General features: G+C 67.5%; 18 protein-coding genes. 6 read left to right on the forward strand and 12 right to left on the reverse strand.

Annotated elements, in window-relative coordinates; genetic code table 11:
* Positions 1-39: 39 nt before the first annotated feature.
* Both dprE2 and dprE1 read right to left on the reverse strand, forming a co-directional pair.
* Complete coding sequence (dprE2, locus tag ON33_RS00535; RefSeq protein WP_040853676.1) at positions 40-801, reverse strand: decaprenylphospho-beta-D-erythro-pentofuranosid-2-ulose 2-reductase; 762 nt, start codon at positions 799-801, stop codon at positions 40-42.
* The gene (gene dprE1 / locus ON33_RS00540; protein WP_174391461.1) at positions 798-2,282 is read right to left on the reverse strand and encodes a decaprenylphosphoryl-beta-D-ribose oxidase; all 1,485 of its coding nucleotides are present in this window, start codon (positions 2,280-2,282) and stop codon (positions 798-800) included. The genes dprE2 and dprE1 overlap by 4 nt, the downstream gene beginning before the upstream one ends.
* A gap of 65 nt (positions 2,283-2,347) precedes the next feature.
* Between dprE1 and ON33_RS00545 the strand changes: the two genes are divergently transcribed.
* Complete coding sequence (locus ON33_RS00545; RefSeq protein WP_083868495.1) at positions 2,348-2,803, forward strand: GtrA family protein; 456 nt, start codon at positions 2,348-2,350, stop codon at positions 2,801-2,803.
* Here the strand turns inward: ON33_RS00545 and ON33_RS00550 are convergent.
* The 3 genes from ON33_RS00550 to ON33_RS00560 form a co-directional block, all read right to left on the reverse strand.
* Positions 2,800-3,417: a pyridoxamine 5'-phosphate oxidase family protein gene (locus ON33_RS00550; RefSeq protein ID WP_040853677.1), complete on the reverse strand. Its 618-nt coding sequence runs from the start codon at positions 3,415-3,417 to the stop codon at positions 2,800-2,802. The genes ON33_RS00545 and ON33_RS00550 overlap by 4 nt on opposite strands.
* A 417-nt stretch (positions 3,418-3,834) precedes the next feature.
* Entirely contained in the window at positions 3,835-6,045 is a 2,211-nt protein-coding gene (locus ON33_RS00555) for a molybdopterin-dependent oxidoreductase (protein ID WP_040853679.1), read from the reverse strand.
* 373 nt (positions 6,046-6,418) lie between these two features.
* On the reverse strand, positions 6,419-6,883 hold the full coding sequence (locus ON33_RS00560; protein ID WP_040853925.1) for a hypothetical protein: 465 nt from the start codon (positions 6,881-6,883) through the stop codon (positions 6,419-6,421).
* Between the two features lie 349 nt (positions 6,884-7,232).
* On the opposite strand from ON33_RS00560, the gene ON33_RS00565 reads away from it, so the two are divergent.
* Positions 7,233-7,820, forward strand: coding sequence for a DUF4282 domain-containing protein (locus tag ON33_RS00565; protein ID WP_040853682.1), 588 nt, complete (start codon positions 7,233-7,235; stop codon positions 7,818-7,820).
* 86 nt (positions 7,821-7,906) lie between these two features.
* Positions 7,907-8,779, forward strand: a complete 873-nt coding sequence (locus tag ON33_RS00570; protein WP_040853684.1) for a helix-turn-helix domain-containing protein — start codon at positions 7,907-7,909, stop codon at positions 8,777-8,779.
* Here ON33_RS00570 and ON33_RS00575 read toward each other — a convergent pair.
* Positions 8,776-9,189: a MarR family transcriptional regulator gene (locus ON33_RS00575; RefSeq protein WP_083868496.1), complete on the reverse strand. Its 414-nt coding sequence runs from the start codon at positions 9,187-9,189 to the stop codon at positions 8,776-8,778. The genes ON33_RS00570 and ON33_RS00575 overlap by 4 nt on opposite strands.
* Positions 9,190-9,275: 86 nt before the next feature.
* On the opposite strand from ON33_RS00575, the gene ON33_RS00580 reads away from it, so the two are divergent.
* Positions 9,276-10,742, forward strand: coding sequence for an MFS transporter (locus ON33_RS00580; RefSeq protein ID WP_040853929.1), 1,467 nt, complete (start codon positions 9,276-9,278; stop codon positions 10,740-10,742).
* 175 nt (positions 10,743-10,917) lie between these two features.
* Here the strand turns inward: ON33_RS00580 and ON33_RS00585 are convergent, their stop codons facing one another.
* On the reverse strand, positions 10,918-11,502 hold the full coding sequence (locus tag ON33_RS00585) for a dTDP-4-dehydrorhamnose 3,5-epimerase family protein (protein WP_040853931.1): 585 nt from the start codon (positions 11,500-11,502) through the stop codon (positions 10,918-10,920).
* Between the two features lie 20 nt (positions 11,503-11,522).
* Entirely contained in the window at positions 11,523-12,398 is an 876-nt protein-coding gene (gene rfbA / locus ON33_RS00590) for a glucose-1-phosphate thymidylyltransferase RfbA (protein ID WP_040853685.1), read from the reverse strand.
* A gap of 265 nt (positions 12,399-12,663) precedes the next feature.
* Between rfbA and ON33_RS00595 the strand changes: the two genes are divergently transcribed.
* Positions 12,664-13,653 (forward strand): alpha/beta hydrolase, encoded by a 990-nt coding sequence (locus tag ON33_RS00595; RefSeq protein WP_040853687.1) that lies wholly within the window; start codon positions 12,664-12,666, stop codon positions 13,651-13,653.
* A 173-nt stretch (positions 13,654-13,826) separates the two neighbouring features.
* Here ON33_RS00595 and ON33_RS00600 read toward each other — a convergent pair whose 3' ends face one another.
* The gene (locus ON33_RS00600) at positions 13,827-14,528 is read right to left on the reverse strand and encodes a DUF8020 domain-containing protein (RefSeq protein ID WP_040853688.1); all 702 of its coding nucleotides are present in this window, start codon (positions 14,526-14,528) and stop codon (positions 13,827-13,829) included.
* Between the two features lie 434 nt (positions 14,529-14,962).
* Between ON33_RS00600 and rfbB the strand changes: the two genes are divergently transcribed.
* Complete coding sequence (gene rfbB / locus ON33_RS00605; RefSeq protein WP_040853690.1) at positions 14,963-15,967, forward strand: dTDP-glucose 4,6-dehydratase; 1,005 nt, start codon at positions 14,963-14,965, stop codon at positions 15,965-15,967.
* Between the two features lie 19 nt (positions 15,968-15,986).
* Here rfbB and ON33_RS00610 read toward each other — a convergent pair whose 3' ends face one another.
* The 3 genes from ON33_RS00610 to ON33_RS00620 form a co-directional block, all read right to left on the reverse strand.
* The gene (locus ON33_RS00610) at positions 15,987-16,961 is read right to left on the reverse strand and encodes a glycoside hydrolase family 18 protein (protein WP_245550242.1); all 975 of its coding nucleotides are present in this window, start codon (positions 16,959-16,961) and stop codon (positions 15,987-15,989) included.
* Between the two features lie 77 nt (positions 16,962-17,038).
* A complete protein-coding gene (locus ON33_RS00615) occupies positions 17,039-18,646 on the reverse strand; it encodes a DUF2142 domain-containing protein (protein ID WP_083868498.1) in 1,608 nt (535 codons plus the stop codon).
* Positions 18,643-19,614 (reverse strand): glycosyltransferase, encoded by a 972-nt coding sequence (locus ON33_RS00620; protein ID WP_040853694.1) that lies wholly within the window; start codon positions 19,612-19,614, stop codon positions 18,643-18,645. Before ON33_RS00620 ends, ON33_RS00615 begins: the two co-directional genes overlap by 4 nt.
* Between the last annotated feature and the right edge of the window lie 87 nt (positions 19,615-19,701).

The raw sequence follows: 19,701 nt of genomic DNA on the forward strand, positions 1-19,701 counted from the left end.
CCCGGTGCGACCGGAGGCGGCGTTTCGAGTTGCTGTCGCCTAGATGGGGAGGCGGCGGAAGATCGGGCGCGGGACGTGGCGCAGGATCATCATGACGTAGCGGAAAACGCCGGGGGCCCAGACGATTTCCTTGCCCTTCTCGGAGGCGGCGACCGCGAGGAGGGCGACGTCCTCCTTGTTGACGGTGAGGCCGTTCTCCTTGGCGTGCGCGGAGAGCCGGGTGCGCACCATGCCGGGCCGGATGACCGTGACGCGCGGGCCGAACTTCGCCAGCGCCTCGCCGAGACCCAGGTAGAAGCCGTCCAGTCCGGCCTTGGTGGAGCCGTAGACGAAGTTGAAGCGGCGCACGCGCTCACCGGCGACCGAGGACATGGCCAGGATGCGGCCGAAGCCCTGCGCCTTCATCTTCTCGCCGAGCAGCACACCGACGGAAACCGCCGCGGTGTAGTTGATCTCGGCCATCATGACGGCCTTGCGCTGGTCCTGCCAGAAGATCTCGCCGTCGCCGTCGATGCCGAACGCGACGATCGCCACGTCGACGTCGCCGGCGGCCCACGCCGCCTCGATCACGGCCGGGTGTCCGTCGGTTTCGAGCGCGTCGAAGTCGAGAAGCTGGACCTCGGAGGCGCCGGCCGCCTTCATCTGCGATACGGCGTCCTCACGCAGCGGGTCGCCCGGCAGGGCGGCCAGGACAATGCGTGCGGGACCCTTTTTCAGGTACTCGGCGCAGATCGCCAAGCCGATCTCCGAGGTGCCGCCCAGCAGCAGAATGGATTGCGGGTTCCCTACCGCATTGATCACTGAAGCTCCAGTCTTCTCGCCATATCGGACATGAAAACCCCTGTGGGGTCGACACTTCGGCGGACCTTGATCCACTCGTCGATCCGGGGGTACATCTTGTGGAAAGTCTCCGCATCGGTGCGGGAGTCCTTGGCAGTGTAGATACGGCCACCGAACTCCAGGACGCGGCGGTCGAGTTCGCGCACCAGTTCATTGAGGCCGGGCCGGATCGGGAAGTCGAAGCAGGTGTTCCAGCCCTCCATCGGGAAGCTGAGCGGAGCCTGGTTCCCGGGACCGAAGAACTTCAGCACATTGAGCGCCGAATGATGGCCGGACGCCTGGATATCAATGATGATCTTGGTGAATTCGTCGAGGGCCTCGGGCGGCACCACGAACTGGTACTGCAGGAATCCCTTCGAGCCGTAGGCCCGATTCCACTCCGAGATCACATCCAGCATGTGATAGAACTGCGTCAAGTTCATCAGCTTGCCGGTGTAGTTGCCGCCCAGCGCGTAGTACGCCTCGCCGACCATGCCCAGCGTGAACTTGTTGACCGCGAAACTCGGGAAGATATCCGGCACCGTCAGCAGATTCGGCGCGTCGAACTTCAGCGGATTCTTGCGCAGCTTCTTCGGCAGCTCGTCGAGTTTCGCCAGCCGGCCGCGAGAGACATTGGCGCGTCCCAGTTTCGGCGGCCCGGAAATCACGTCGAACCAGGTCGAGGAGTAGGTGTAGTTCGCCTCGGACCCGTCCTTGTGGACCGCGATCGTCTCGTCGAGGTCGACGGTCTTGATGCCGTCGGAGATGAAATACGCCGTCTCGGTGGGCGTCATCTCGATGGTGGCGCGCAGCACGATGCCGGTCAGGCCGTTGCCGCCGACGGTGGCCCAGAACAGCTTGGCGTTCTTCTTCGGCCCGATGGTCTGCACCTTGCCGTCGGCGGTGAGCAGATCGATGGACCGCACGTGATTGCCGAAGCTGCCCGCGCTGTGGTGGTTCTTGCCGTGGATGTCGGAGCCGATGGCCCCGCCCACGGTCACCTGCCGGGTGCCCGGCAGCACCGGAACCCACAGTCCGAACGGCAGCGCGGCCTTCATCAGCTGGTCGAGGCTGACGCCCGCGTCCACGTCCACCAGCCGGGAGTCCCGGTCGATGCGGTGAATGCGGTTGAGTGCGGTCATATCGACGACCAGGCCGCCGGCGTTCTGCGCGTGATCGCCGTAGGAGCGGCCCAGGCCGCGGGCGATGACGCCGCGACGCAGGTGCGCGGGCTTGGAGTCGTTGTCCTCCGCGACCATGGCGACCGCCTTGGCGATCAGCTCCGGGTCATTGGTGGAGAGCACTTCCGAGGTGGTGGCTGCGGTGCGACCCCAACCGGTCAGGCGCCGGGTCTGCGTCGGCAGGTCGAACGATCCCTGCGACGCGGAGCCCTCACCCACGCCTGCCGAGCTGGGCTCGGTGGCGGCCGCGGTGGTGGTCTGAGCTTTCGTGGACATCGGCATAGAGGCTACAGGCATAACCGTCTCGAGGCTTGTGTCCTTTGTCCCGGGCATTACTCTTCTGCGTTGTGACCGCGGAACCCCATCTGCCCCTGCCGCCCGAGCTGCCCCTCGTTGACGAACCGGGTGGTACGGACGTCGATCTCAAGACGCAGATCATTCGATTCGCGGTCACCGGTGGCCTGTCCGCCATCGTCGACTTCGGGCTGTACACCCTGCTGTTCCAACTGGTCGGATTGCCGCTGCCGGTGGCCAAATCGATCAGCTTCATCGCCGGGACGACGACGGCCTACCTGATCAACCGGCGCTGGACCTTCAAGGCCGAGCCGAGCCGCAAGCGCTTCATCGCCGTGGTGCTGCTGTACGCGGTGACCTTCGCGCTGCAGGTCGGCATCAACCAGGTCTGCTACTACGCCCTGCCGGATGTCTGGTGGAGGATGTTCTTCGCGTTCTGCGTCGCCCAGGGCACCGCCACCGTGATCAACTTCATTGTGCAGCGCGCGGTGATCTTCAAGATCAACTAGGACTCGACCAGGGCGTCGGTCTCCTCCTTCGCCCGGAAGTAGTCGCCGCCCTTGGCGCGCACATTGTCGGTACCCCACTGGCGCAGCTCGCGCTGTGCCGGGACCAGGTGCGGAATGTGCTTGCGGCAGTGGATGTAGGCCTCCTCCACATCCACCACCACCCAGCGCTCCGGAATCCGGCCACGGGTGTCGGCGGGCAGATCGGGGACGCAGCGGCGCATGAGCGCGTCGTCCACGATGCGAGCGGTGCCATTGAGGTGCAGGCCGATGAGGTCGTGCACGAAATCGATCACGAGAATGCCGACGTGCGGGTTCTCGAGAATATTGCCGAGGCTGGCCATGACGCCGTTGCCGCGGTATTCGGGATAGGCGACGGTGCGATCGTCGATCACGTGCAGGAAACCCGGTTTGCCGGCGCGGAAGCTGGCATCGCATTCACCGTGCTTGTCGGAAGTGGCGATGAAGGCCATGTCCATGCGCCGGATGAAATCGATCATGTGGGTATTGAGCCGATCTCGCACTTGATCGGAGTAGAAGCGTTGTGCCCGTTCCTCGGTACCGTATCGCTCCTGCAGTTCCCGTTCGCCGTCGCTGCCGTTTCTGATACCGGGCATCGTGCGCCCCCTTTGGTAGCTGAATACCGGATGGAAGAGGCTCGGCCACGAACTTCGGCCACTCGAAATCCTATACGGTTTAACTATTTTCGTGTGGCGAATGCGTGAACCGGCGTATCTGCCCTGGTGGGGCTTCTTCGACTGTTGCTGGACAGACCTTCCCGGGGGAGGATCCCCCCGGATGAAAGTGTCCGCAAGGGGCCTTCGTCCCTTAGCCGGGGGGATGCTGTTCGCGGTTCCGGACCTCAGGTTTGCGAGATCCCCAGGGGGCGGGGGGATTTCGCATTCCTGATTTGTCCATTTTGCAGAGTTTCCCGGGGTGTCGCGCGACCGTCATCCCCCTAGTCGGCGGCGATCTTCGGTACTCGAAACCAAAATACCGAAAGGTATTTTATCGCGGAGTATTCCGCCCCCGCCTCACGCCCGGGTGAGCGTCACCGGCACGCCGTTGAACACGGCATTCCCGGACGGGGCGTCCACCAGCGAATCATCGGTCAGCGCATTGGCATTCACCCCGGCGTGCTCGCGCGCGACGGTCTGCGCGCTGTCCCCGTGTCCCCAGCCGTGCGGCAGGCTCACCACGCCGGGCATGATGTCCTCGGTCGGCTCGACGTCCACGGTCAGCGTGCCCGCCGCCGACTTCACCACGGCCTGTCCGTTCAACCCCAGCCGCGTCGCGTCCTCGGGATGAATGTGCAGCGTGCAGCGATTCGACCCGCCCACCAGCGGCGGCACATTGTGCAGCCAGCTGTTGTTGGACCGCAGCTGCCGCCGCCCCACCAGCACCATCTCCGGCCGCTCGGCCCCCAGCCGCGCGCGCAGCCGCTCCAGGTCGGCCAGCAGTTCGGCGGGCGCGAGCTCGATCCGGCGCGAGGCGGTCCGCAGCGCGTCCGGCAGCCGGGGTTCCAGCGGACCCAGATCGATGCCGTGCGGATTGTCCAGCAGCACTTGGAGATTCAGTCTGCCGCGCCATTCGCTGCCGTCCGGCGTGCCGGCCCATTCGCCGAAGGGGCCCAGCCGCAGCATCAGGTCCAGCCGCTGTTCGGTGGTGTTGGTGCCGAGCAGTTCGGCACGGCGGTCTGCCAGGCCGGCCTTGTGCAGAGTCCCGGCGATGACGATCTCGTCGACCGCGGCCAGCGGATCCACGCCGGGCTGGACTTCCTGGCCCGAGATCGCCAGCGCCAGGCGGGCCAGCACCTCGGCCTCGGACAGCTCGTTCGCGCCGAGCGGCACCAGCGGCCGCGAGTAGCGGGCATAGTTGTGGACCGCGAAATTGAGCAGCGCGAAATCGTAGTGCGGCGACTGCAGGATGCGCGGCGGCGGCAGGATGACATCCGCGTGCCGGGTGGTCTCGTTGAGGTAGCGGTCCACGCTCACCATGAATTCCAGTCCGGCGAAGGCGCTGTCGAGGCGCGCGCCGCTGGGCGCGGACAGCACCGGGTTGCCCGCCACCGTCACCATGGCCCGGATCTGCCCCTCGCCGGGCGTGCCGATCTCGTCCGCCAGTGTGGCGACCGGCAGTTCACCCATGGCTTCGGGTAATCCACGCACCCGGCTGGCCCAGCGCCCGAGCCGGAACGGCCGCGACCGCACGATGCCCAGCGCCGCCCCGGTCGCGAACATCGCCCCGCCCGGCGTATCGAGATTGCCGGTGAGGACATTGACGACATCCACCAGCCACTGCGTGAGGGTGCCGAATTCGGCCGTGCAGGTGCCGATCCGGGCGTAGACGGCGGCCGTCGGCGCGGCCGCCAGCTCGCGCGCGATCCGCACGATGGTCTCGGCGGGCACCCCGGTGCGCCCGGACACCAGCTCCGGCGTGAATTCGGCGGCCGCGGACCGCACTTCGTCCAGCCCGTTCACCTCGACCCGGACATCGGTCAGCCCCTCCGCGAAGAGGGTGTGGACGATCCCGAACAGCAGGTAGGCGTCACTGCCCGGTCGCACGAACAGATGCTCGTCGGCCAGTTTTGCGGTGCGGGTGCGCCGCGGATCCACCACCACCAGCCGCCCGCCGCGCTGCCGCAGCGCCTTGAGCCGGCCCGGGAAGTCCGGTGCCGTGCACAGCGATCCATTGGACTCCAGCGGATTCGCGCCCAGCATGAGCAGATAGTCGGTGCGGTCCAGGTCCGGCACCGCCACGGTGAGCGGATCGCCGAACATGAGCCCGCTCGAAACCTGCTTGGGCATCTGGTCGGCGGTGCTGGCGGAGAACAGATTCCGGGTTCCCAGCGCCCGGATGAGCAGCGGCACGTACAGCGCCCCGGCCACGGTGTGGGCATTGGGATTGCCCAGATACAGCCCCAGCGCCTGATTCCCGTGCGCGGCCGTCACCTGCGGCAGCCGTTCCCGGATCACCCCGAAGGCCTCGTCCCAGCTCGCCTCCCGCCAGGTGTCGGTAGCGCGATCGCGAATCATGGGCGCGGTCAGCCGATCCGGGTCGGCGTCGAGATGTCCGAGCGTGGCGCCCTTGGGGCAGAGGAAGCCCCGGCTGAAGGGATCGGCGTTGTCGCCGCGCACCGAGACGATGTGATCGGTGCTGTCCAAGGTGATCTCGAGGCCGCACACGGCCTCACAGAGCGGGCAGGTGCGTAGCAGTGTCCGGGGGCTGTCCGTGACATGGGTCATACCCCATGATCACTCGGAAACGAACTGGACGGAACACCTGCGGCAATCGGATATGCCCGCCGGCGCCGAGGCCGAAGCATGCGGACTCCTACAGCTTTCCGCAGGAAATCTTGGAGAGCCTCACGACCTGCGAAAGGCCCTGGGCTTGACAGTATTCAGGGGAACCGGGATCTGGTTCGGGAGCTTCTTCCCCGGTGGCTCCCGGAGCGAATTCCCGGCAGCCACAACAGGCGATTCGCACTCGGCTCCCATGGCGGAGCCACGGCTTATGTCCGATACCTCTTAATTTGCAACGTCCGGCCCTGGACGCGGCGAAACCCGCGAGCGCCGGGGTGCACTCGCGGGTTTCGTGTCGTTCTGGGAGCCGGTGGTATCAGGAGGCGATACGAGCAGCCTGCGGCGCCCCTTTGGCGGCGGCGCGGACACCGGCGGCGATGGCGACCACCGGCGGGATCCAGCGGGCCTCGTGCGGGGCGACGCCCCAGCAGGCCGCGCCGGCGGACAGCTTGCTCGGCGGCAGCGGGATGCCCGCGCCGTCGGCGTAGACGACCACGCCGGACTCACGCAGCGCCTCGACGGCGCGTGCGGCCTTGCGCAGGCCGGTGACGAGATGGATCTCGCGGCGCTCGGCGCCGGGGATCTCGATGACCGGGCCGGTCAGGTCGTTGGCCCGCAGGTAGCGGCGCACGAAGGCGGCGGTGTCGCCGGTGACCTCGATGCCCGCGATGTTCTCGTCGGTGACCAAGCAGACGCCATTGGCGGTTTCGGCGACCGTCCAGCCGCGCCGGATGTAGTCCTGCGCAGATTCCGCAACGGCTGACGAAAACGTCGTACGCACTGGATTCTCCATTCCCCGGTAGATCTCGTTCCTGCTCTGTGCCTCGTATCGGCATGGAGGGTTCGGGGCGTTACACCTTCTTTTTCGCCCCGAGTTCGGTTGTCCCCCGGGACGGCATTTGTCCAGTTCGGTTTGGCTCATCAGTGACCATGTCCCAGCTGCGACGCGACCTCGGTGCAGTGGCCCTGCCTGCGGCGACACCGTCAAGGGGCCTGCCGTGGTTCGGGAGCCCAGCGCCGGCCCGAGAGCGTGACGTGTTCTACAACACACTGTCTCGTCCTGCGGGGCCGCGGCGTTACCGGCGACACTGGATCGGCCGAAAAGGTCTGCGGGAGAGGAGATCGTCGGCATGACCGATCAATCGGGTGGGAACGCCGCCGAACCCGAGGAATTCGAGGAGTTCGACGAGATCATCACCGCGGGTCGCTGGGCCGCCTTCAAGGAGTCCGCCACCCGCCGCATGTCCCGGCGGCTGGCCGAGGACGAGGAGGACGAGGAGCCGGTCGAACCCTTCGCCAGCCCAGGTGCTTTCGGCTCCTGGAGCGTGGATGCCGCCCGTGCCCTGCTGGACCTGCAGTTCCAGCGCCCCGCCACCCGCACACTGCTGCCGCTGGCCTATCTGCTGGGCCTGGCGAGCGCCATCGCCGTCCCGGTCGTGGGAACGATAGGGCTGTGGCGGATTTCGGCCTGGCTGGGCATCGTGTTCGCGGTGGTGTTCGCGATCCCGCTGGGCCTGACGATCGCCGCGGTGGTGCGCCTGCTGCTGGAGTTCGTCCTCAATGCCTCGCGGCTGGCGGGCCGGGTCGAGCACATCTCCGATATGGCCGACGATCTGTTCCAGGCCCTCTCGGACGTGGCCGAGCCGGTCAATCAGCTATCCAAAGATGTTCAGGCGGTGCAGTTCTGGCGCTTCCGCCGGCGATCGTCCCGGAAGTAGGCCGCAGAGCGGTCGTTCCCGCGTCCATGGATCGCCGAGTTTTCCTGTGCAACAATGCGATCGCAACACTGGTAATAGGGGGACGAATGGCTCTACCGCAGGGGATTACCGGATCGACCGTGCCGCGCCGGCAGCTCGGCCGACACCTGCGCGACCTGCGCAATCGCGCGCGGATGACGACTCGGGTAGCCGCGCAGCGATTGGAGTGGTCAGAGGCCAAGATCTGGCGAATCGAAACCGGTCAGACGTCTTTGCGCAGTTTGGATGTCGAGGCCATGTGCCGGATCTACGGCGCTCCGGAGGACGCCATCGAACCGCTCACCACGCTGGCCCGGGAGACCAAGGCCCGCGGCTGGTGGACCGAGTTCAGTGACGTCATCGACGAGGGCTACGAGGTCTACATCGGTCTCGAGGAGGCCGCCGCGCGACTCACCAGCTACGAGAACGAGCTGGTCCCGGGGCTATTGCAGACCGAGCAGTATTACCGGGCGGTGCTGGCTGGGGCCTATCCGGGCATCTCGGCCGAGCAGCTGGACCGCCGGGTCCGGGTGCGCACCGCGCGCCAGTCGCTGCTCACCCGCGACGAGTCGCCGCTGCAGCTGGATGTGGTGATCGCGGAGGCGGTGCTCTGGCATCGCATCGGCGGCGACGACGTCACCCGTGGCCAGCTGGACCGGCTGCGCAAGCTCGCCGAGCTGCCCAATGTCCGGCTGCGGCTGCTGCCGGCCGAGTGCGGCTACCACCACGGCATGGACGCGGGCCGCTTCGTGCTGCTCGAATTTCCCACCGCCGCCGGTGAACCCACCGAACCGCCGGTGGTGTACGTGGAATCCCTCACCGGCTCCTCGTACCTCGACAAGGAGCACGAGGTGGACCGCTACCGCGAAGCCTTCGCGAGCGTGAGTTCCCTTGCGGTGGAAGCGCTTCCGGTCATCGAGACCTTGCGCGCGACCGTCTAGCCCAGATTCTGGGCCAGCACCTCACGGTGCGTGGGCGCGGCCTGCTTGTGCAGTTCGCGCCCTTTTTCCGTCACGCAGACGAAGATCGCGCGGCGATCCTCGGTGCAGAGCGTGCGATCCACCAGTCCGTCGCGTTCGAGCCGCGCCACGGTGCGGGAGAGCGCGCTCTGACTGAGGTAGATGTCATTGGCGAGATCGCTCATCTTGCAGCTGTCGCTGCCGGATTCGACGAGGCGGTCCAGGGTTTCGAATTCGCTGAGCCCGATGTGGTGGCGGCCTTGCAGTTCCTTTTCCAGTGCGCACGAGGTCGTCGCGTGCCGGGCCAGCAGTTCGCGCCACTCACCCACCAGCCCTGACGCCTCCATCGGCGTGGTCACGGGCCGGTCGACGGGCGCTGTCGGCTTCGGCATGCGGCCATCCTAGTCCGTCCGGAAGAATCATGCAACCGCATTAAATGCTTGTGCATTTGATGCACGCGCATGTACTGTCGCTTCTCGTGACTTCCACCGAGACCCGCCCCGCAGTGAGCACCGCGGCCGACACCACGCAGTGGACCGGCCGGCTCTGGGGCATGCTCATCACCCTGTGCATCGTGCTGTTCCTGGACGGCCTCGACGTATCGATGATCGGCGTCGCGCTGCCGTCGATCGGCACCGAACTCCACATCCAGACCTCCACCCTGCAGTGGCTGGTCAGCGGTTACGTGCTCGGCTACGGCGGCCTGCTGCTGCTGGGCGGCCGCACCGCCGACCTGCTGGGGCGCCGCAAGGTCTTCCTGATCGCCCTGGCCGTGTTCGCCCTGGCCTCGCTCGCCGGCGCGCTGGTGAGCTCGCCCGCACTGCTCATCCTCACCCGTTTCGTGAAGGGCCTGGCCGCCGCGTTCACCGCGCCGACCGGACTGTCCATCATCACCACGAATTTCCTAGAGGGACCGGCCCGTAACAAGGCGCTGTCCATCTACACCGTGTTCGGCGCCGGCGGCTACTCCATGGGCCTGCTGTTCGGCGGCCTGATGACCGGTCTCGGCTGGCGCTGGACCTTCCTGCTCCCGGTGCCGGTGGCCCTGGCCGCACTGGCCGCCGCGTATTTCCTCGTCCCCGAGGACAAGCCCGCCGAGGAGGGCGGCCACGACCTGATCGGCGCGCTGCTGTCCACCGCGACCATGCTGCTGCTCGTCTACACCGTGGTCTCGGCGCCGCAGGCGGGCTGGGGCTCGGCCCGCACCATCGGATCGTTCGTCGCGGTGGCCGTGCTGGGTGCGGCGTTCGTCTACGCCGAGTCCAGGGTGCGCTACCCGCTGGTGCGCCTGGGCATCCTGCGCAAGCCCACGCTGGTCCGGGCCGGCCTGGCCATCATCGCGGTCGCCGGTTCGTACTTCAGCTGGCAGTTCATCACCACGCTGTACCTGCAGGACACTCTCGGCTGGTCGCCGCTGAAGCTGTCCATGGCGCTGTTGCCGGTCGGCCTGCTGGTGGTCGCCTCGGCCTTCGTCTCCGACAAGCTCGTCGACCGCTTCGGCACCGGCCCGATCATCGCGATCACCATGGTGGTCATGGCCGTCGGCTATCTGCTGTACCTGCGCATAGACACCGCGCCGTCCTATCTGACGGTCCTGCTGCCCGCAGTGCTGCTGGTCGGCATCGGCTGGGTCGGCTTCCCCGCCATCAACATCCAGGCCACCAGCGGTATCGACGATGACGAGCAGGGTCTGGCCGCCGGTGTGCTGCAGACCGCCATGCAGGTCGGCGCGGCCATCGTGCTCGCGGTGACCACCGCCATCGTCACCTCGAGCGTGCCGAGCGAGCCGACCCCCGCGGCCATGCTCGACATCTACCGTCCCGGCCTGGAATTCGCCGCCGGTGTGTCGATCGTCGGCGCCCTGGTCGCCCTCACGGTCTTCCTGCCCCGGCTGCGGGCCCGCCGCCAGGAGGCCCGTGACCTGGAGGTCGAACTGGCCGGTTGACGTCAGCGTGGCTTCGCTTGCCGCTCACACAGGTGAAGCCTCCGAAAAGTGCCGGGGCGCATCGCGTTACGCGATGCGCCCCGGCGACGTAATCACTGATTTCGCGAGAGTCGGGAACGTCCGAATCGGTTCGGCACTCGACCCGCCGGCACGCGTGCCGGACTGGCGACGGCTCTCAGCCGCGCGCCGAAGTTCCGGGGAGGCGGGGGAGCTGCGCCAGGCGCGGAGCGGCGGCGTCCTTGTCCGAGCGGACATAGGTGAGCGGTTCGCCGTTGCGGCCGGCGGCCGGCCACTCGATGGCCAGGTCCGGGTCGAAAGCGTCCAGGTCCCGGTCGAATTCGGGGGAGTACTCGAGCGAGCACAGGTAGTTGACGGTGGAGTCGTCCTCCAGCGACAGCAGCGCGTGCCCAAGACCCTCGGACAAATACACCGACTTGCGCTCCACGTCGTCGATGACGACCGCGTCCCAGCGGCCGAAGGTGGGGGAGTCGCGGCGCAGGTCCACCACCACGTCCAGGAACGCGCCGCGCACGCAGGTCACGTATTTGGCCTGCCCGGGCGGATTCTCGGTGTAGTGGATGCCGCGCAGCACCCCTGCGGCGGACGTGGAGATATTGACCTGCAGCAGGTCGAAAGGCCGTCCCACCGCCTTCTCGAATTCCGAGGCCTTGAACGACTCGTAGAAGACGCCGCGCTCGTCTCCGTGCAGCCGGGGCGTGAACTCCCACGCGCCAGGTACCGACAGTTCCCGAATCCGCACGTCGTTGAATCCCATACCGTCTACTCCCAGCTTCGCCCGTGGTCCAGCAGGCCCAGCAGGTACTTTCCGTAGCCCGAACGCACCAGGGGTTCGGCCAGCCGGGTCAGTTCATCGTCGCCGATGAAGCCGAGCCGCCAGGCCACCTCCTCCGGCACGCCGATCTTGAGGCCCTGCCGCTCCTCGATGGTGCGCACGTAATTGGCGGCGTCCAGCAGGGAGTCGAAGGTGCCGGTGTCGAGCCAGGCGGTGCCCCGGGCCAGCACCTGGACCTGCAGCCGGCCCTGTTCCAGGTAGGTGCGGTTGATATCGGTGATCTCGTATTCGCCGCGGTCCGAGGGCTTCAGGTCGCGCGCGATGGCGAGCACGTCGTTGTCGTAGAAGTACAGCCCCGGGATCGCGTAGTTGGAGCGCGGCGCCTCGGGCTTCTCCTCGATGGAAATGGCCCGGCCCTCGGCGAATTCGACCACGCCGTAGGCGGTGGGGTCGGAGACCCGGTAGGCGAAGACCGCGCCGCCGTCCAGATCGTGGAAGGTCTGCAGCTGGGTGCCCAGCCCGGGACCGTGGAAGATGTTGTCGCCCAGCACCAGCGCGGCGCTCTCGGTGCCGATGTGGCCGGCGCCCAGCACGAACGCGCGGGCCAGTCCGTCCGGTTCCGGCTGCACCACGTAGGAGATGGAGACGCCGAACTGGCTGCCGTCGCCGAGCAGCCGGGCGAAGGCGTCGGCGTCCTCGGGAGTGGTGATCACCAGGATGTCCCGGATCCCCGCCAGCATGAGTGTGGACAGGGGGTAGTACACCATCGGTTTGTCGTACACCGGGACCAGCTGTTTGCTCACCCCGCGCGTGATCGGGTGCAACCGCGATCCGGTGCCCCCGGCCAGGATGATTCCGCGCATGTCACGACAGTCTGCCAGTTCGATCGCGAAGCGCGGCGGTCAGGTTCCGACTGGACTTCGAATCGATCACGGCCGTTTACCGGCATGCGGATACGGCGATAACTGTTGCGTAGGTCACGTTCCCATGGTGTTCTGAAACAACGCTATGTGAGATGTCAGCGCCGACTCTCGCGCGCCGGGTGCCGAGCCAACGTATCGGTGCTCCGGAACGAACGGCTCGGCGCGCCAACAACGAGGTAGGTGCGCGATGGCTCACGACCGGTCTGTGACAGATACGGCCCATGACGACGTCCCCGTCCAGAACCCCAACCGGACCAGTGCCGCCGCCCGCGCGCTGACGGTCGTGGCCCGCACCGTGATCCGGCCCGCCGGCGAGCTGGTGCCCGTCACGGTCGCCTCCATGCCGGTGGCGAGCACGCTCATCAACAGCCTGGCCAAGCTGCGCCCGGCTCCCCGGGGAGTGGAGCGGGAACAGGTACGGCTCAACGGCTTCCGCATGGAGATCGTGCGCCCCGCCGGGGCCCGCAAGGCGCTGCGCGACGGCGCGGTGCTGTACATGCACGGCGGCGGCTTCTTCCTGTGCGGGCTCGACACCCACCGCCCCGTGGTCGCCGCCATCGCCCGCCGCACCGGGCTGCCGGTGGTGAGCGTGGAGTACCGGCAGCTGCCCGAGACCGATATCGCCGGATCCGTCACCGACTGCCTGACCGCTTACAAATGGTTGCTGGCGCACGGCGTCCCGGCCTCGAAGGTGGTGTTCGCGGGCGACTCCGCGGGTGGCTACATGACCTTCGCGACCGCCCTGCGCGCCCGCGACGCCGGATTGCCCGTCCCCGCCGGACTCGTCGGGCTGTGCCCCGCACTGGATCTGGACTGCACCGAGAAGCGGGCCCACCCCAACTACCGCCGCGACGCGCTGATTCCGCTGTCCGCGCTGGAGTCCGTGATCAAGCTGGGGGCCGAGGTGGACGGCTGCCTGGATCCGCGACTCTCACCGGTCAACAATGTGCTGGCCGGACTGCCGCCCGCGCTGCTCATCGTCGCCGAGGACGAGGTGCTGCGCCGCGACAGCGAGATCATGGCGCTGCGCCTGGCCCAGTCCGGCGTGCCCGCCACGCTCCAGATCTGGCGCGGCCAGGTGCACGCCTTCATGGCCATCTTCCCCGCCATGCCGGAGAGCCGGGCCGCCCTGGCTCAGGTGGCCCGCTTCGTCCGCGACCGCCTCGAGGCCGGGCAGGTCGCTCGCACGGCGTGATCGGGTGTGATGCACGCTGATCGATTCGGCTGGGGTGCAGCCTGATTGATGATGTGGGGCTCGGGGCGCCGATCTCGAGCCCCACATCTGTTCCGCCGCAGCGGTTCCCGGCAAACGGCGAAACCCCCGCCCGGAGGTGATCCGGGCGGGGGTTTCGTGACGCAGCAGGCCGCTTACTTGGACTGGATGTGCGGCTCGTTGACAGTGGAGAAGTACTGGATCACGGCGGCGATCGCGACCGGCGCGGTCACGAACAGCTGACCGGCGAGGGTGCCCAGGAAGCCGACGGTGGCCGCGCCGACGACGCAACCCGCGAGCGGGCCGGCGCCGAACAGGGTGGCCAGGGCGCCGGTGGCGACCAGACCCACGCCGACACCGGCGATGCAGCCGAGAGTCGCGCCACCGAGACCGCCGACCAGGGTGCCGATGGTGGCGCCGGTGGAGATGGTGTCCTTCATGCGGTTGAACGCGGCGACCTCGCGGTCGTAGTCGGACTTCCAGGGGGCCTGGTCCTCGTAGGGCAGGGCGACCGGCTTGTAGACCGCGTGGTCCATGTCGTACTGAGGCGTGATGGTGGCGGTGTGGTCGTCGGCGATCTGCGCGGCGATCGGGAACTCGAAGTCGTCGACCCGGAAGCTCAGCGGCATGCCGGCGACGACGGTGCCGTTGGCGGCCTTGATCTCGAAGGTGTTGTTCTCGATGACCATGGAACCGGCGTCGGTGTGGATGATCGCACCGTTGTCGGAGTTGACGGCCGAGTAGTTGATCACGCCGTTGTCAGCCTGCTCGGCGGGCGCAGCGTTCACGGTGCCGGCGGTGACGGCCACGGCCGCGACGGCCAGCGCTGCGGTGGCGGCGAATTTCCTCATCAGCATTTGTAGAAACCTCATCGGAGAGCTCGGGGGGACATCTGGAATCGAAATCGAGAACAGCTAACGAGCGGTGAACCCCCCGTGACCGTCCGTTCAATTTTTGTTCACCATGTCGATTGCGCGGTTTGCAAGCTAGCCGAAATGCGCAGCGTAGGACAGGGTTTGGATCTGGATATCTGACCCCCGGATGGTTACCGGCGCGCTTCCTTGTGACGAAGGTCACACGCGTCGTGTGCAAAGTCGTGACGTCCGTCGCATGAAAATCGCAGCGGCAACGGGGAATTGCGACATTTCGCCCGAGGGGCCGTCTTTCAATTAAGTGCATTTGTTTCAACGGGATGTCCGAATCCGCGCACAACCACCGCCCGATTGGTGTAGAGACGGCAACTCCCCGGACCCCGCGCGGACGTTCGCCCCGGCCGTCGTAGTGTTTCGGTGTGCGACTGCTCGTAACCGGCGGCGCCGGCTTCATCGGCGCGAACTTCGTTCACCAGACCGTGACTACGCGTCCCGGCGTGGATGTCACCGTGCTGGACAAACTCACCTATGCGGGCAATCGCGCCTCACTCGACCCGGTTGCGGACCGAATCGAGTTCGTGCACGGCGACATCGCCGACGCCGCGCTGGTGGATCGCCTGGTGGGCGGCGTGGACGCGGTGGTGCATTTCGCCGCCGAATCCCACAACGACAATTCGCTCGCCGACCCGTGGCCGTTTGTCCAGACCAATATCGTCGGCACCTATTCGCTGCTCCAGGCGGTGCGCCGCCATCAGGTGCGCTACCACCACATCTCCACCGACGAGGTGTACGGCGATCTGGAACTCGACGACCCCTCGGCATTCGGCGAGAACACGCCCTACAACCCGTCGAGTCCATATTCGGCCAGCAAGGCTTCCAGCGACATGCTGGTCCGCGCCTGGGTGCGGTCCTTCGGGGTGCAGGCCACAATCTCCAACTGCTCCAACAACTATGGGCCCTACCAGCATGTGGAGAAGTTCATCCCGCGCCAGATCACCAATCTCATCGACGGTGTCCGCCCCCGCCTCTACGGCGCGGGTCACCAGGTGCGCGACTGGATCCACGTGGACGACCACAACAACGCGGTCTGGGAAATCCTGGAGCGCGGGCGAATCGGCCAGACCTACCTGATCGGCGCCGATGGCGAGCGCGACAACAAGTCCGTGGTGGAGCTGATCCTGGAGGCCTTCGGCCGCGCCCCGGACGACTACGACCACGTCACCGACCGTCCCGGCCACGATCTGCGCTACGCCATCGACGCCTCCCTGCTGCGCACCGAACTCGGCTGGGAGCCGCGATATCACGATTTCCGCAAGGGCCTGGCGGCCACCGTCGACTGGTACCGCGAGAATGAATCCTGGTGGCGGCCACAGAAAGCCGCCACCGAATCCGCGTACCTCGCCGCGGGTGAACAGGTGATCTAGCCGCGGGCGAAAAGCCGGCCTAGCACCAGTCCCGCCGGTAGTCGTTCCAATCCTGTTGGGTGGCCGCGAAATCCACATAGAGCGCGACCCCGAATGCCGGCCGGGCGGGCCCGGTGCGGCCCAGTCCCAGTCGCACGCCGCGCAATGCGGCGGCGACGGTTTCGGCCGCGCCGTGATGAGCCGCGTTCTCGGCCCGGAATGCGGGCAGTCCCATCAGCAGATCCGTGCCGGGCGGCGTGACCTGAAGGGCCAGACCGGTCTGCTGGGCGACATATCCGCCATAGAGCGCGCGGGTCGGCATGGCGGTGTCGTAGGACATGATCGCGATTTGGTCCACGTGCCGGGCCACATCGGCGAAATAGGCCTGCGACCACCATTTCCCGTGATCGAACAACGCGACGCCGAACGAATGCAATCCGGGTAGCGGATCGATAACCGGAGCGGACACCGACAGCAGTGCGTGCCGGGCCGCGGTGAGGGCACGCACCTGATCGAGGATGGCGATATAGCCGCGCGATCCGGAGCGCACCGGCTCGAAATCGAAGTGAATGCCGTCGAATCCCAGATCGAGGGCCTGGGACGATGCCGTGCGGACATGATCGCGGGTCCCCGGATCATCGGTATTCAGGCCGTCGAATTCGGGGGTGAGCACATCTCCGAGCCAGGCCTGCACGCGAATTCCGGGCAGCGTCCGGCGCACCGCCTCGACGAACCAGCGGGCCTGCGGACAGAGCTCCGGGGATAGCGTGCCGTCATTGCCGAGCGGCCCGGTGTGCACGTACAGATCCTTGATTCCGGTCCCCGACAGCCGAATTCCCAGCTGGGCGATATCGGCGTCGGATTTACGGCCGTCGACCCAGGCGTGCCCGAGCCAGATGGCGTCGTGGCCGCGGGTGCGGGCGTCGGCCCGCGTCGTGCCCGCGTCCTCCAGCCGCAGGAACCCTGCGGCCGCCGCGACGGGAGTCAGGAGGATGGCGACAATGATCAGCAACACCACGGCAATTCGCCGCGCGCGTGACCATCGACGCCATCGAGTCCATGACCAGCGCGGCCATCGGACTCCCCAGGGGGTCATCCCCAGACGATAGTCGAGTACTTCACGACCGCGGCGATGAGCGCGACCGAGGTGGCCGCCACCACGGTGATCGCCGCGCCCCGCACCGGGACCCGGCCCGCGGCGTCGGTGAGCCGCAGCGGCATCCAGCGCAGCACCACCGCCAGGCCCAGCACCGCCAGCGGCACGAAGTAGCGGCCCTGCACGCCGTCGATGATGAAATAGCCGACCGGCGTGAAGGACATGTACAGCGTCACGTAGATCATGGCCACGCTGGCCGCGATGGTCAGCAGCACCAGCCAGGTGCGGGTGCGGTCCGCGCCGCGCGCCGAGAAGCGCTCGGCGGCGCCGATGCTCATGGTGAAGGCCAGCAGGCTCGCCAGAATGGTGAGCGCGGGCACCTCGACGTATGAGAAGCCGAGCTCACCGAAGAACTGGGTGAACCAGTGCTGGTCGCGGCGCGCGATGCTGTCGCCGAACACCCGCAGGAAATGGAACGGGCCGGTCAGAATGCCGTGCAGCTGGTCGCCCGGGCGCACGCTGCCCCAATCCTTCTCGGGCCGCATCAGGCTCATGCCGTCGCCGGTCGGTGCGGCGATCTTCATCCACACCGCGAACGAGACCGCGCCGACACCCGCGGCCGCCCACGGCAGCGCCCGCTGCCATATGGCGACGCGCTCCGAGGCGCCGCCGAAGCCGAAGCGGCGCACGGGGATCAGCACGGTGAGCATGGCGATCAGCACATAGGTCGGTTTGCACACCGGCAGCAGGACGGTGGTGGCGAGCGCGGCCACCGTCTCCGGCTTGGACAGCCGCTCGCCCAGGAACAGGCCCTTCACCACCAGCGCCGACACCAGCAGGGCGAGCGCGTTGGTGACGGTGTCCGCGGTGACGGTACCGGCCTGGAACAGCGCGATGGGCAGCACCGCGACGGTGAAGGCCAGCCACTGCACCCGGTGCCCGCGCAGCACGCGCAGCGCGAAACCGACGATCACCAGGTAGGCGATCAGCCCGGCCCAGCGGGTGGCCAGCACCATGCCGCCGACACTGAGGTCGAAGGTCTCGGCGATGCGGATGCCCGCGGCGGGCGGCAAGTACGGGATGGGGGAGTAGGCCGCGGTATTGGTGAACCACACCTGCTTGGTCTGCGCGGAGACAGCGGCCCCGCCGAGCTGGTCGTAGACGTGCGGGTCCTCGACCATGGGCTCCGGCTCGTCCGGGTTGTCCTGATAGTCGTTGAACGCGTAGCTCATCAGCGCGTCGATGCTGACCGGCACGTCGCCGCCCCACGCCGGGCCGCGATCGTCGTGGATCTTCTCGGGCAGGAAGCCGCCGTGCGCGACCTGGTAGGCGCGGCCGAACTGGGTGATCTCGTCGTGGCCCCAGAACGGGGGCGTCAGTACCGACCACACCGCGCCGAAGACGCCTGCGATCAGCACGAACGCCACGGCGGCCGAACCGAACCGCCGCTCGATGCCGATCACCGCGCGTCGCGATCCGGCCGGCCGGGGCGCGGGAGCGCCCGAGTCCGGTGTCTCGCGGGTCGTGCTGTCGTCCACCTCGGTAACCACGATGTCCGATTCTGCTGTGCCGTCGGGATTCTGCCCGGCAAGCCGCACCGTCATCGCAGCGAACCGCCCGGCCGGGCCTCGGGGTCGGTCTCGCCGACCGCGGAGTAACGCAGGTACATCAGGCGCGCGGCCTCGTGCCGGGAGCGGCGGATGCCGTCCAGGATCAGGCCGGCGGTCCAGGCCAGGCTGCCGAGCAGCAGCAGCGTGAAGCCGAGGAACAGGGTCGGGAAGCGCGGGACCTGGTGGATCTCGTAGAACTCGATCACTATCGGCGTGATCAGGATGACCGAGACGAGCCAGGCCAGCGTGCCGAACAGGCCGTAGAAGGCGACCGGCCGCTCGTGCCGGGCCAGGCCGAAGATGAGGCGCAGGATCTTGAAGCCGTCGCTGTAGGTGCGCAGCTTGGACTCGCTGCCCGCGGGCCGGTCCCGGAAGCCGACCGGGACGGCCGTCTGCGGCACCCGCAGGTGCTGCGAGTGCACGGTCAGCTCGGTCTCGATCTCGAATTCCCGCGACACCGCGGGGAACGACTTCACGAAGCGGCGGGAGAACACCCGGTAGCCGCTGAGCATGTCCTCGACGTTCTCGCCGAACACCTTGCCCACCACGCCGTTGAGGATCTTGTTGCCGGTCTCGTGCCCGGCCCGGTACGCCGATCCGGCCTCGACCTCGCGGCGCACGCCCAGCACGTGGTCGTACGGGCCCGCCAGCAGGGTGCGGATCATCTCGGGGGCCGCGGCGGCGTCGTAGGTGTCGTCGCCGTCGACCATCAGGTACACGTCGGCTTCGATGTCGGCGAAGGCGCGGCGCACCACATTGCCCTTGCCCTTGCGGTTCTCGGTCCGCACGATCGCCCCGGCGGCGCGCGCCTTCTCGGCGGTGGCGTCGGTGCTCAGGTTGTCGTAGACGTAGACGACTATGCCCGGGACGGCGGCCTGGAGGTCGGTGACGACCTTCGCGACGGCGGCCTCTTCGTTGTGGCACGGCACAATGGCGGCAATACGAAGCTCGGTGGAGTCCACCCGGTCAATCCTCTGATCGGAGGCGAATATGAACACCGGGAGGGTACCCGACCTTCACAGGTATATGGGTGCGGCGGGTTGGGGTAC

This window comes from Nocardia niigatensis NBRC 100131 (genome assembly GCF_000308655.1).
Classification (GTDB): domain Bacteria; phylum Actinomycetota; class Actinomycetes; order Mycobacteriales; family Mycobacteriaceae; genus Nocardia; species Nocardia niigatensis.